This is a genomic window from Luteitalea sp., from assembly GCF_044337415.1.
Taxonomy (GTDB): Bacteria; Acidobacteriota; Vicinamibacteria; order Vicinamibacterales; family Vicinamibacteraceae; genus Luteitalea.
Genome location: NZ_JBIINP010000012.1, coordinates 1 through 13,456, shown reverse-complemented (window position 1 = coordinate 13,456; position 13,456 = coordinate 1). Strand labels below are relative to the sequence as shown.

The window sequence follows — 13,456 nt, the reverse complement described above, 5'->3', positions numbered from 1 at the left end:
AGGCAGTGACGGTGCGCCTCGTCCACTCCGCCCTGCGACTCCCGACTCCCGACTCCCGACTCCCGATCCGGTTCGAGTCGGTCCGCCCGTGACGACCCTCGCGCGCTCGATCACGGTGCGCGGGCTCACCGCGAGCCTGTTCAACATGACGGTGGGCGCTGGCATCTTCGCGATGCCCGCGCTCGTCGCGCAGATGCTCGGGCCATCGGCCGTGTACGCCTATCTCGCGTGCGCAGCGGCCATGCTGTGCATCCTGCTGGCGTATGCCGTGGCTGGCAGTCGCGTGCCCAGGGCTGGCGGCATCGCCGCCTATGCCGACGCCGCCTTCGGCCCGCTCGTCGGGTTCCTCGGCGGTACGCTCAGCTGGCTCAGCGACACGCTGGCGGGCGCCGCGGTGATCACGGGCCTCACGGCCGCCCTCGCGACGCTGTCGCCGGCCCTGTCGTCGCCCGGCGTGCAGGCGGTCGAACTCGCGGTGATCCTGGGCACGCTCGCCTGGGTCAACATCCGCAGCGTGCAGCACGGCACGCGCGTGGTCGAGGTGATGACCCTCGCCAAGCTCGCGCCATTGCTGGTGCTGGTCGTGGCTGCCGCGTGGGTCGGTGGCGCAGGGATGTGGCGCCTCGGGCCGCTGCCGGACCCGTCGGTGATCGGGCGCGCCACCCTGGTGCTCATCTTCGCGTTCTCGGGATCGGAGAGCGTGATGGGCCTCGGTGGGGAAGTGCGCCGCCCGGCGCGCACGATTCCCGTCTCGCTGATGCTCGGGCTCGCCCTCGTCACCGCGCTGTACGTGGCGGTGCACCTGGCCGCGCGGGTCGGGCTGGGCGAGGCGCTGGCGTCGACGCCCGCCGCGACACTGGCCGAGGCCGCCGGTGCGCTGATGGGGCCGAACGGCCGCTGGCTGCTGCTCGTGGGCACGATCGTGTCGATGGCCGGTTACACGAGTGCGTCCGTGATGTCGACGCCGCGCATCGTCTTCGCCATCGCGCAGCGCGGGTTGCTGCCGCCGTGGCTGGCGCGTGTCCATCCCCGGTTCCGCACCCCCTACGCCGCCATCGTCGTCCAGGCGATCGTCCTGTTCGTCGTGGCGTCGTCGGGCAGCTTCGGGGCGCTGGCCGGCTTTGCCACCGTGGCGGTCGTCTCGGGCTACCTGCTGGCCTGCGTCACGGCCATCACGCTGCAGTTGCGCGGCATCCGGGTCGGCGCCGACGAGGCCGCGGGCGAAGCGGAGACGCAGCCGATCCGGGTGCCCACGGTCGTGCTGGCGGCGGGCGCAGCATTCTGCGTCGCCCTGTTGGCGCAGGCGACGGCGGCCGAGTTCCTCGTCGAGTTCAGTCTGCTCGCCGTCGCGACCCTCTGGTACATGGTCCACGCCCGGTCGGGCCGACTCGCGCCTCGCGGCTGAGTCGGACCTGCGGCCCGGTGGCTCGGCCCCGACGTTCGGGACGCCGGGGCGTGGCCGCTGCCGCGCAACGGCTCAGCGCGACGTCGCGGCGCCGCGCTCGTCGAGCACGCGCCCGACGACCTTCACCACCTGATCCGGCGTGAAGGGCTTCTGGATGACGGCGGCGGCGCCCATCGCGCGCGCCACCTCGAGGAACCCGCCGTCGAAGGCCCCCGACATCGCCACCACGGGGATCTCCGGGCGCTCCTGCCGCATGCGGCGGATCGTCTCGAGTCCCTCGTGATCGGGCATCACCAGGTCGGTGAGGAGCAGGTCCACCCGGCCCCCCTCGCAGAGGCGGACGGCCTCGAGGCCGTTGGTCGCCTGCAGCACCTCGTAGCCCGCGCCGTTCAGGGTCGCCGCCAGCAGCAGCCGCAGTCCCGGTTCGTCGTCGGCCACGACGATGCGCCGGGGACGGACCGGGGCCTCCGGCGCGGGCGCCGGTGCGTCGACGACGGCAGGGCCTGGCGTCGGCGTCCGTGTCGACAGCACCTCGCGCACGCGCGCCAGCAGTTCACCCGGCGTGAACGGCTTGGCCAGGAACTGCAGCCCCGACTCGAGCGCGCCGTTCTGGACGATGGCCGTCTGCGTGTAGCCGCTCATGAACAGCACGCCGAGATTGGGCACGAGCTTCTGGAGCGCCGTGGCGACCTCGCGACCGCTCATGCGCGGCATGATGACGTCGGTGAGCAGCAGGTCGATCTGGCCGCCGCGCGCCTCGACCAGGGCGATGGCGTCCATGCCGTGCTCGGCCACGAGCACGTGGTACCCGTGGGCGCGCAGCACGTCGGCGGCGAGCCGACGCACGGCTTCGTGGTCCTCGACCACCAGCACCGTCTCGTGCCCGGCCAGCGCCGCAGCGTCGGCGGGCGCCTCGACCGATGGGGCCTCGGGCTGGTCGTCGGCGAGCGGCAGGTACACCGTGAACGTCGATCCCTCACCCTCGCTCGTGGTCACGACGATGTTGCCGCCGCTCTGCTTGATGATGCCGTAGGCGACGGGCAGGCCGAGGCCGGACCCGCGGCCCTTGGCCTTGGTGGTGAAGAACGGCTCGAAGATGCGGCTCCTCGTCTCGGCGTCCATGCCGACCCCGGTGTCGGTGACCGACACGGTCACGTACATGCCGACGGGGATGCCATCGCGCTCCGCCGTCTCGGCATCCACGAACGCCTCGCCGGCCTCGATGCCGAGCGAGCCGCCACCGGGCATCGCGTCCGAGCCGTTGATGGCGAGGTTGAGCAGCACCTGCTCGAGCTGCACGGGGTCCACCATCACCGGCGGCAGCGACGAGGGCAGCGTGGTGCGGACCTCGATGTCCTCGCGCAGCAGGCGGCCGAGCATCGGACGGAGGTTGTCGATGATGCCGCCGACGTCGAGGGCGCGCGGCTGCAGCACTTGCCGCCGGCTGAAGGCGAGCAACTGCTGCGTGAGCGTGGCGGCGCGTTCACCGGCCTGCAGGATGTGCCCGGCATCGACGCGCAGCGGGTCGGCCTCGTGGAGGCGCGAGATCAGCAACTGTGCGTAGCCGTTGATGACGGTGAGCAGGTTGTTGAAGTCGTGGGCGACGCCACCGGCCAGCTGCCCGATGGCTTCCATCTTCTGCGCCTGGACCAGCTGCTCCTCGAGTTGCTTCTCGGCGCTGACGTCGGTGGCCAGGACCAGGCGCGCTCGTCGCCCCTGGTAGATGGTGGGGTAGGACGACAGCCGCACGAACAGCAGTGAGCCGTCCTTGCGCAGGTGGCTCCACGGCCCCGTCCGGAACGAGGCCTCCGGAGCCGAGGCCGCCGACGCGCGCACCCTCTCGACTTCCTCGGGTGGACGGATGTCGAGGATGGTCATGGCGAGGAACTCGTCGCGCGAGTAGCCGTACATCGACTCGGCGGCGGCGTTGACGTCGAGGAACGCGAAGCTGTCGTGGTCGTACACCCACATCGGCTGCGGGTTGTCCTGGAACAGCAGGCGATAGCGCTGCTCGCTCTCGCGCAGCTCGTCCATCTGGCGGTGCCGCTCACTGGTGTCGCGCTGCACCGACACCCAGTGCGTGTACCGCCCGGCGGCGTCGGCCACCGGCACGATGTTCAGCTCGCTCCAGAAGGGCGTGCCGTCCTTCGTGTAGTTCAGCACCTCCTCGCGCACCGGTTCCCATCGGTGGAGGCCATCCTTGATGCGACCGAGCGCGGCGCGGTCGCTGTCAGGGCCCTGCAGGATGCGCGGCGTCTTTCCGACGATCTCCTCGGGGGTGTAGCCGGTGATCTTGGTGAAGGCCTCGTTGCAGAAGATCACCTCGGGGCCATCCGGGCCGTCGACCGGCTCTGCCCTGGTGATGAGGATGGCGTCGAGGCTGGCTCGCGTGGCCATCGAGGCCAGCTCGAACTGCTTGCGGTTGGCTTCGAGTTCGGCTGTGCTGCGGCGCAGCTCGAGCTGATCCACCACCAGCGCCGCGAGGTCGCGCAGTTGCTGTTGCTGGAACGGCGTCAGGCCGTCGCGGTGCGCGGACCGGTCGATCACGCACAGCGTGCCCAGCCGAAACCCATCTGGCGTGGTCAGCGGCGCGCCGGCGTAGAAGCGGATGTCGGGCGCGCCGGTCACCAGCGGGTTGTCGACAAACCGCGCGTCGGCCGTCGCGTCGGGCACCACCAGCACGTCGTCGCCGAGGATGGCGTGCGCGCAGAACGCGTGGTCGCGCGGCGTCGAGCGGACCCCGAGGCCGATCTCCGACTTGAACCACTGGCGCGATTCGTCGATCAGCGAGATCAGCGCGATGGGCGTGCCGAGGATCGAGGAAGCCAGACGTGTCAGGCGGTCGAACGTCTCCTCGGCGGCCGTGTCGAGCACGGCGTACCGGCGCAGCGCCTCGAGGCGCGCCTGTTCGTTCTCGGGAAGGGGGGCTGGAGGCACGGACGGTCTCAGCGGCGTGCGCCGCGCAGTTCCTCGTCGATGATCGCGGTGAAGGCCTCGATCGGCTGCGCCCCGCGCACTTCGCGACCGTTCACGAAGAAGCCGGGGGTGCTGCTCAGGCCGAGCGCCTCGCCCTGGGCGAGGTCGCGCGCCACTGCCTCGCGGGCCTCAGGCGCTGCCAGGCACGCGGTGAAGGCCGCGGCGTCGAGTCCGGCCGTCGTCGCGTAGCGCGTCAGGGTGGCCTCGCTGGCGTCGCTGCTCGTGTCGGCGTAGACGGCGTCGTGGAAGGCCCAGAACTTCTCCTGCTTGCCTGCGCAGTACGACGCCTCGGACACGCGCCGGGCGTTCGGGTGCAACTGGTCGAGCGGCAGGTGCTTGTACACGAGGCGCACCTTGCCCTTGTACCGGTCCAGCAACGCTGCCAGCGTCGGCTGCACGCGCCGGCAGAACGGGCAATGGAAGTCGGAGTACTCGATGATGGTGACCAGCGCCGCCGCGTCGCCGCGCACCGGCGCGCCTGCGATGTCGACCTCGGCGCGGAAGGGCGCCGGCGCCGCCAGGCGCACGTCGATGGTGGCCGCCGTCCGCAGGCCGTCGATGACCGCCGTGCGGCGCTGCTCGCGCTTCTGCGTCTGCAGGAAGTCGCGCACCTGCGGACGCAGCTGCGTCACGTCGCCGCGGATGCGGGCGCGGTTGGCCTCGATGAAGGCATCGACTTCCGGCTCGGTGACCACGCCCGCCTTGGCGACGACCTCGGTCTCCTCGAGCTGTTGCGGCGTGATGCCACGCCGCTTCGCCTCGGCTTCGAACAGGCGGAGCGCGATCAACCCGTCGAGCTGGTCCTTCCGCAACTGGTACAGCTGCTCCTCGACACGCGCCAGTTCCAGCCCCGCGGCCTTGCGCAGATCGGCATCGGTGATGGGCGCGCCATTGACCACGGCCAGCACCTCCGGCGAGGCCGGGGCGGAGGGCGCCGGCGTCTGGGCCCCGGAGGGCGAGGGGCCGGTGCAGCCAACGGCCACGAACACGGCCAACAACAACGAACTCACGCGCATGCCGACATCGTTTCCCCGGGGGCCGTCACGGCTGGACCCGGCTGATTGCGTACCCCCGGGCCTGCAGCAGCTGCGGCAGGTTCTCCGGGCCGACCAGGTGCATGGCGCCGACCGCCACGAAGAGCGTCTCGGCGGGCGCGCCGCGCCGCAGGTCGTCCACGCGGGACGCCATGCGGTGATTGCGCTTGACCAGCACCTCGGTCTCGAACTTCCTCGCGAGCGCTGCGTCGCCTGCCGGCTCGGCCAGGGCCGACGCCAGCTTCGCCGCATCCCCGGCGAGGTACCACTCCACCAACTGCGCGCCCGTCACCGCGCTGCCCGGCGCCTCGAGCTCGCGCAGGGCCTCGTCGAGCAGGCGCGCCTGCTCGTCGGGGGTGAAGGCGTCGAACGTCCCGGCCTGCTCGGCCACCGTCTCCAGCCCGCCGACCTTCTTGCCCGCCTTCACCGCATCGGCGTACAGGGCCGCATCGAGCGCCGTCCGTCCTGCGAGCAGGTCGGGGAGGTACTCGAGCGTCGCCAGCTGCGCCATCGCGGCCCAGGGCGTGAGCCGGTCCAGCATGCCGCCCACCAGCGGCGCGATCTCCGGCGCGCGCGGCGCCAGCGCCTCGCGCACCCGCCCCTCGAGCCGGGCAAATCGCGCGTCACCGATAATCGCACGCAAACGCTGATCCGGGGGCAGGAGGAGCGCCGTGGCCATCTGGGCCTGCGCGTCGGCGCCCAGCGGAATCTCGGTGACGACCCGATCGGCGCGGTCGAAGGCCGACTGCACCGCGGGGGGCAACGCCAGGACCCGGGCATCGGGCACGTGAATCGTGCCGAACAGGGCCACGCGGTGCGTCCCCTGCTCACCCATCCAGAGCAGCGGCGCGGACGCCTGCGCCACCGGCCGGGCCGGCCACACCAGCATCAGGGCCAGGATGACCGTCAGCACACCGCCCGCCGCCGTGGTCTGCCGCATGAATCCCCTCATCGTGACACAGGTCAGCTCATCGATACGACCCGGTGTGCGGCGGCCACGCCGGCCGCCACGCCGCTGGCCCAGGCCCACTGGAAATTGAACCCCCCGATGCGCCCGTCCACATCGCACAGTTCCCCACACACGAACACCCCCGGGCAGGCACGGGCCTCGAGTCCCGGCGTCAGGGCCGCCAACGGCACGCCCCCGGCCGTCACCTCGGCGACCTCGAAGCCTCGGGTTCCCGAGACCGGCACCCGCCATCCCGTGGCCGCCGTGACGAGCCTCCGCCGGGCATCGCGGGTGAGGGTCGAGCCCGGCTGGTCCGGGGCCACCTCGGCGAGCTGGCAGATGGCGTCGGCGAGGCGTTCTGGCACGGTCGGCATCAAGGCCCGGCGGATGGGCCGCGGGCCGTGGTCGCGTAATCGGCGGTCGAGGGCCTCTGGCTCAACCCCCGGCATCCAGTCGAGCAGCAGGCCGGCGCCGGGGTCCGGCTCGACGGCGGCTTGCCAGTGGCGGCTGACGTCGAGGACGGCCGGCCCCGAGAGCCCCTGATGCGTGCAGAGCACGCTGCCGGACACCCTGTGCAGGTGCCGGCCGGTGCCCGACACGACCGTGAGGGTGGCCTCAGCCGCCAGGCCTGACAGGCTCCGGACCAGGTGGCCCTCGGGCAGCAGCAGCGGCACCAGCGCCGGGAAGATCCGGGGCGTGAGCGGCAGCCCGAGACTCGCCGCCAGGGCGTACCCGCTCCCGTCCGAGCCGGTCTTCGGGACGCTCCGCCCGCCGGTCGCGAGGATGACGGCGCTGGCGCGCAGGCCGCCCTCGTCGCCGGGCGAGGTCCCCGCGTCCCGGATGAGGAACCCGTCGTCCTCGACCGTGATGGCGCCGATGCGGTGGGGGTGGGCCAGCGTCACGCCGGCCCGGCGCGCGGCGCCGAGCAGGGCCTCGAGCACGTCCCGGGCCCGATCCGACACGGGGAACAGCTTCCCGGTGGGCTCCTCCTTGAGGGCCACACCTTCCTCCTGGAAGAACGCCCGCGTGGCCTCGACGTCGAAGCCGCGCAGGATGCGCCGGATGGCCGGGGCGGTGGAGCCGTTGAAGTCGCGCTCGTCGACCTGGCGGTGGGTGACGTTGCAGCGGCCGCCGCCGGCGATCAGGATCTTGGCGCCGAGGCGGCTGGCGCCATCGATCGCCCAGATACGGGCGCCCGGCGCCGTCCGGGCTGCCGCGATGGCCGCCATCAGCCCGGCGGCGCCCGCGCCGATCACCGCGATTTCGACATTTTTCATCCTTAACAATCTTTTAGCCGCCCCTTAACCACCCGCGCCCCTCAGGGATCGTCCAATGGTACGAGCCCAAGGGAAGGGGCTGGTTCGCGGTCGCTGCCATCGGCGGCTGGCCGCGCGAGTCAGGGATGCAGGGTCCGCGAGGACGAGGGCACACACATGCAGAAGCGATTCTTCACGACGACGGCGATGGCCGCCTTGATGGGACTGGGCGCGGTGAGCGTCGTCCTGGCGCAGGCGCCGGCCCCCGCTGCCGGAGCACAGGCGCCGGCCGCGGCCAAGGGCGACCCGGCCAAGGCGCAGGACGTATTGAAGGCGGTCGGCAAGGCGCAGGGCGGCGACAAGCTGGCCAAGATGACCACGTTCACCGCCGAGGGCGAGTACCGCCGCGTGATGGGCGAGCGCGAGATCACCGGTGGCCTCGAGATCGCGGGCCAGGTGCCGGATGCGTTCCAGGTCACGCAGCAGTTCATGCGGCCTGACGGCATGGCCGGTCCGAGCATGTCACAGACGATCAAGGGCGCCGAGGCTTTCCGCGACATGACGGGCATGGGCGGTGGTGGCGGCTTCATGATGCGCATGGCCGGCGGCGGCCCTGGCGGGCCCGGTGGTGCACCCGGCGCGCCCGGTGCGCCCGGTGCGCCAGGCGCGGGTGGCCCGGGTGGCCAGAACCGCCAGGACCCGGCCGTGCAGATCAAGGCGGAGCTGTACCGCACGCTGCTGGGCATCATGCCGACCTCGGCAGTCCTCTCGGGCCTCACGTTCACGCACGTGGCCGAGGCCGAGGCGCCCAACGGCGTGGCCGACGTCATCGACGTGACCGGTCCCGACAACTTCCGCGCGCGCCTCTTCGTGGACCAGGCCGAGCATCGCCCGCTGATGCTGAGCTACATGATGCGCCAGCCGCGCATGCGGCAGATGACGCCGCCGCCGCAGTTCAAGAACGACGAGGAGCGCCGCGCCTACTTCGAGGAGCAGCGCAAGAAGTTCGAGGCCGAGCCGCCGCCGCCCCTAGTCGAGGCCAACGTGTTCTACAGCGACTACAAGAAGGTCGATGGCGTCATGCTCCCGCACAAGATCACCCGCCAGGTCGAGGGCAAGGTGCAGGAGGAGTGGACCATCGAGAAGTACAAGCTGAACGTCCCCCTGAAGGCGGAGCAGTTCCAGAAGAAGTCGAGCAACTGACATGACCTTCCTTCGTTCGATCCTGGCGGCGCTGGTGTTGGCCGCCGGGCTCACCTCCACCACGTTCGCGCAGGAGCGCCCCGGGTCGGCCACGGTCGTCGTGTTCGACACGACGGGCCTGGCCATCGCGGCTGCCAACGTGAGCCTCACGAAGCCCGACGGCGTCGTGGTGCAGGAACTCGCCGACGAGAAGGGCGCGGTGACCTTCCAGGCGCTCGTGCCGGGCAAGTACCTCGTCGTCGCCGAGTTCCCCGGGTTCGACGCCAACGCGCCCATCGAGCTGCCGGTGCGCGCCGGCCGCAACACGAAGCAGGACATCACGCTCGAGATCGCCGGCTTCGTCGAGCAGGTCGACGTGGAGCAGGACACCTCCGATCGCGCCGTCACCGAGTCGTTCTCGACGGCGCTGAGCGCCTCGCAGATCGAGGCGCTCGCCGACGACCCGGACGAGATGCAGCAGCAGCTCGAGCAGCTGGCGGGCCCGGGCGCGCGCATCCGCGTCAACGGCTTCGAGGGCGGGCAGCTGCCGCCCAAGTCGCAGATCCGCGAGATCCGCTTCCGCTTCGACCCGTTCGCGGCCGAGAACCACAACGCGGGCTTCCCGCGCGTGGACATCATCACCAAGCCGGGCAACGGGCCGATCCGCAACAACATGAACTTCGGCTTCCGCGACAACCAGATCGACGCGGCCAACTACTTCTCGTGCGACCGCTTCGCCTCGCCCGACTGCACGCCGATCAAGGGCCAGGGGCAGACGTATCGGTACGGCTGGTCCATCGACGGCCCGCTCGTGAAGGGCCGTACCGGCTTCTCGCTGAACGTCCGCAGCAGCAACGAGTACGACGTCCAGACGATCGTCGCGGCGACGCCGACCGGCACGTTCAATGGGCTCGTCAACCAGCCGTCCGACCGCCTCAACATCGACCTCAACGTCGAGCACGTGCTCACCAAGACGCACACGCTGCGCTTCTCCTTCGACCGCGACACCAACAACGCGGAGAACCTCGGCATCGGCAACTTCGACCTGCAGTCGCGCGGCTTCGCCCGCGAGGGCTTCACGAACATGATCCGGGTGTCGGACGTCGGCTCGTTCCGCAAGAAGTACCTGAACGAGATCCGCGCCGAGTACTCGTGGCAGGAGTCCGAGTCGATCTCGGTGAGCGACGCCACCACCATCCGCGTGCAGGATGCGTTCACCGACGGCGGCGCGCAGGTGCAGGGCGGCCGGAAGTTCTGGCAGCTGCGCCTGGCCGACAACCTCGACATCCCGGTGGGCAAGAAGCACAGCGTCCGCACGGGCTTCGAGCTCGAGACCGGCAACTACATCGGCGACGAACTGCGCAACTGGAACGGCACGTTCACGTTCCCGACAATGGTCTCGTTCGAGCAGGGGCGGCCCAACAACTACACGATCCGCCAGGGCAACCCGCTCGTCGAGTACGACAACAGCGAGTTCGGCCTCTTCGTGCAGGACGATTTCCGGTTCAAGAAGAACCTGCTGCTGTCGTTCGGCGCGCGCTATGAAGTGCAGTCGATCATCGACGACAAGAACAACGTCGCTCCCCGCGCGGGCCTGACGTGGTCGCCCTTCAAGAGCAACCGCACCACCGTGCGCGCCGGCGTCGGCATCTTCTACGACTGGTACGAGACCAGCACGTACGAGAACGCGCTGCGCCAGGACGGCACGCGGCAGTTCGACACGATCGTCCGTAACCCCGGCTATCCCGATCCGTTCGCCGGCGGCACCGTGGTGGCCATCCCCGCCTCGGTCGTGCGCATGGCCGACGACCTCTCGATGCCGACCGTGCGCCGGTATTCGGTCGGCGTCGAGCAGTCGGTGTTCTCGTGGCTCCGCCTGCGCACCAACTACTTCGACCAGCACGGGTGGAACCAGTTCCGCTCGCGCAATCTGAACGCCCCCGTCAACGGCCTGCGTCCGGACGCGACCCTCGGCAACATCACGCTGCTCGAGACGACGGGCGAGGCCGACAGCCGCGGGTTCGACGTCAACTTCAACTTCAACTACCAGCCGAAGCGCCTGTTCGGGGTGTTCGGCTACACGCTCGCCAAGCGCGAGAACTTCACCGACAACCCGCTGAGCCTGCCGGTCGACAGCAATGACCTCGACGCGGAGTGGGGACCGGCGGCCGACGACATCCGCCATCGCTTCTTCAGCTTCTTCAACACGGAGCTGTTCTGGGGCCTGCGGGCCGGCGTCAACTGGCGCGGCAACACCGGGCGCCCCTACAACATCACGACCGGCCTCGACACCAACCAGGACGGCGTGATCAACGAGCGTCCCGGTTCGCGCAACAGCGCCCGCCTGCCGTTCCAGAACTTCACGGACCTGCGGCTCAGCTGGAGCCGTGGCTTCGGCCCGGCGCGTCAGCCGAGCGGTCCCGGCGGTGGGCCCATGGTCATGGGCGGACCGGGCGGGGGCCGTGGTGGCGGTGGTGGCGGGATGATGGGCGGCCCGATGGGCGGCGACAACCGTGCCGTGCGCCTCGAGGTCTACCTGCAGACGTTCAACCTCTTCAACGCGGTGAACTACACCAACTACGGCGCGGTGCTCACGTCGCGTTCGTTCGGCCTGGCCACGGCCGCGGCCCCGGCGAGGCGCTTCGAGATGGGCATGCGCGTGGGCTTCTAGCCAGCGGGCGACCCTGCGAGGTCGCCCCGATCATCTCTCGACGAGCCCCTTCCCCTTCCCTGGTTCGTCGGAGTACAGCGGGCGAGACTCGGCGCATGCCGGGCTCGCCCGTTGTCGTGTCTGGCGCAAGTGCAAGGGACACGGGACACGAAGACACGTCACAAGGGAGTCGAGGGACCAGGGACAAGGAAGATCCGGAGAGGGACAAGGGACCAGCGGCGGCACCGTTCCTGGACCACCCCGAGCAGGCCCATCAGGCCGACACCGAGCGTTCGCCCCCTGGCGCCGCGCATCACGGGCTGGCGGCAGGTCCGGTCCCCGGTCCCTTGGCGTGTCCCGTTCCCTCGTCCCTTGTAGTCCTTGTGACTGGAGTACGTGTCCCTTGTCCCCGGCGCATGTGCAAGGGACACGGGACACGAAGACACGTCACAAGGGAGTCGAGGGACCAGGGACAAGGAAGATCCGGAGAGGGACAAGGGAGCAGCGGCGGCGCCGTTCCTGGACCACCCCGAGCAGGCCCATCAGGCCGACACCGAGCGTTCGCCCCCTGGCGCCGCGCATCACGGGCTGGCGGCAGGTCCGGTCCCCGGTCCCTTGGCGTGTCCCGTTCCCTCGTCCCTTGTAGTCCTTGTGACTGGCGTACGTGTCCCTTGTCCCTTGCTCTTCAGCTCGGCGGCAGCGTCTCCAGCACGATCTCCACAGTCTTGGCTGCGTACACCTTCCGCTTGACGTAGCGGAACATCACCTCGATCTCGCCGTCCTCGCCGGGGTCGAGGTCGCCGAGGTGGTTGCTCTCCGACGCGGCGATCACCTCGCCCTTTTCGTCGTACAGCACCACCGCGATCCCGAAGTCGAAGGCCCGCGTGCCGGTGTTGCGGACGGCCATGAAGGCCTGCGGGCCCTTCCCGGTCTTGAAGGGGTTGAAGTTGATGCTCCCCTCGACGCTGAACCGGATGGTGCCGACCTCGATGCCCTGCACCACCAGCTTGACGGGCACGGTGGCGCCGGCATCGAAGCGCACCTTCTTCGACTGCGTGTCGGCAAGGGCCGGCGAGGACGCGGCGGCGAGGACGCCGGCAGCGATGACGAGGCGCGCGAGCGCGCGGGCGGCGGCAGTGGGCGACAGGGTCATGGAGAACACCATATCCCGAAGTTGCTACGGGGCCGGACGCGGACAGGCGGCCCCGGCCTCGCTATGATCGGCGTCATGGACCCGATCAGCCGTTTCCGCGAGGCGATGTCCCGGGCGGCGCAGGACGCGCCCTTCGACCCCATCGCCGTGTCGCTCGCCACCTGCACTCCCGACGGCCGGCCGTCGTGCCGCATCGTCCTCGTTCACGAGGTCGACGCGCGCGGCATCGTGTTCCACACCAACTACGCCGGCCGCAAGGCGCAGGACCTCGAGGCCAACCCGTATGCCGCCATCACGGCGTACTGGCCGTGGCTCGACGAGCAGGTGCGACTCGAGGGGCCAGTCGCCCGCGTGACGACCGAAGAGTCGGATGGCTACTTCGCGGTGCGGCCGCGCGGCAGCCAGGTGGGCGCGTGGGCGTCGCTCCAGAGCCAGCCGCTGGATTCCCGCGAGACGCTGCTGGCGCGTGTGCAGCAGTTCGAGGAGCAGTTCGCCGACGGCCCGGTGCCGCGTCCGGAGAACTGGGGTGGCTACCGGCTCACGCCGTTGCGCATCGAGTTCTGGAAGGCCGGTGAGTTCCGCCTGCACGACCGCGAACTGTTCGAGCGCGCGGGCGACGGGTGGACGGTCAGGCGGCTGTATCCCTGACCATTCGTCATGCCTCATGCCTCATGCCTCATGCCTCATGCCTCATGCCTCATGCCTCATGCCGAAGGGCGAAGGGCGAAGGGCGAAGGGCGAAGGGCGAAGGGCGAAGGGCGAAGGGCGAAGGGCGCTGGGGAGGTAGGGCCGGTTGTCCCAACCCGGCCCGCACGCACGCCAGGCACCCCGCCTGAGGCTGAAGGCGACAG

9 protein-coding genes are annotated in these 13,456 nt (G+C 70.5%); 4 read left to right on the top strand and 5 right to left on the bottom strand.

Annotation, left to right across the window (positions count from 1 at the left end; translation table 11 throughout):
* Positions 1 to 88: 88 nt before the first annotated feature.
* On the top strand, positions 89 to 1,405 hold the full coding sequence (locus tag ACIRDX_RS03970; RefSeq protein ID WP_396624103.1) for an APC family permease: 1,317 nt from the start codon (positions 89 to 91) through the stop codon (positions 1,403 to 1,405).
* A 72-nt stretch (positions 1,406 to 1,477) separates the two neighbouring features.
* On the opposite strand, the gene ACIRDX_RS03965 is transcribed toward ACIRDX_RS03970, so the two are convergent.
* Genes ACIRDX_RS03965 through ACIRDX_RS03950 form a run of 4 tightly spaced genes read right to left on the bottom strand, consistent with a single transcriptional unit; the run spans position 1,478 to position 7,641 of the window.
* Positions 1,478 to 4,342 carry a response regulator gene (locus ACIRDX_RS03965; RefSeq protein WP_396624102.1) on the bottom strand — a complete coding sequence of 955 codons (2,865 nt, stop codon included), beginning with the start codon at positions 4,340 to 4,342 and terminating at the stop codon, positions 1,478 to 1,480.
* Between the two features lie 8 nt (positions 4,343 to 4,350).
* Positions 4,351 to 5,397, bottom strand: coding sequence for a thioredoxin domain-containing protein (locus ACIRDX_RS03960; RefSeq protein ID WP_396624101.1), 1,047 nt, complete (start codon positions 5,395 to 5,397; stop codon positions 4,351 to 4,353).
* Positions 5,398 to 5,422: 25 nt separating this feature from the next.
* The gene (locus ACIRDX_RS03955) at positions 5,423 to 6,355 is read right to left on the bottom strand and encodes a TraB/GumN family protein (protein ID WP_396624100.1); all 933 of its coding nucleotides are present in this window, start codon (positions 6,353 to 6,355) and stop codon (positions 5,423 to 5,425) included.
* 23 nt (positions 6,356 to 6,378) lie between these two features.
* Positions 6,379 to 7,641, bottom strand: coding sequence for an NAD(P)/FAD-dependent oxidoreductase (locus ACIRDX_RS03950; RefSeq protein WP_396624099.1), 1,263 nt, complete (start codon positions 7,639 to 7,641; stop codon positions 6,379 to 6,381).
* 156 nt (positions 7,642 to 7,797) lie between these two features.
* On the opposite strand from ACIRDX_RS03950, the gene ACIRDX_RS03945 reads away from it, so the two are divergent.
* The gene (locus ACIRDX_RS03945) at positions 7,798 to 8,823 is read left to right on the top strand and encodes a hypothetical protein (protein WP_396624098.1); all 1,026 of its coding nucleotides are present in this window, start codon (positions 7,798 to 7,800) and stop codon (positions 8,821 to 8,823) included.
* A gap of 1 nt (position 8,824) precedes the next feature.
* Positions 8,825 to 11,473, top strand: a complete 2,649-nt coding sequence (locus ACIRDX_RS03940; protein WP_396624097.1) for a TonB-dependent receptor domain-containing protein — start codon at positions 8,825 to 8,827, stop codon at positions 11,471 to 11,473.
* 664 nt (positions 11,474 to 12,137) lie between these two features.
* Here the strand turns inward: ACIRDX_RS03940 and ACIRDX_RS03935 are convergent.
* Positions 12,138 to 12,605, bottom strand: a complete 468-nt coding sequence (locus ACIRDX_RS03935) for a hypothetical protein (RefSeq protein WP_396624096.1) — start codon at positions 12,603 to 12,605, stop codon at positions 12,138 to 12,140.
* A 75-nt stretch (positions 12,606 to 12,680) separates the two neighbouring features.
* On the opposite strand from ACIRDX_RS03935, the gene pdxH reads away from it, so the two are divergent.
* Complete coding sequence (pdxH, locus tag ACIRDX_RS03930; protein WP_396624095.1) at positions 12,681 to 13,253, top strand: pyridoxamine 5'-phosphate oxidase; 573 nt, start codon at positions 12,681 to 12,683, stop codon at positions 13,251 to 13,253.
* Positions 13,254 to 13,456 lie beyond the last annotated feature (203 nt).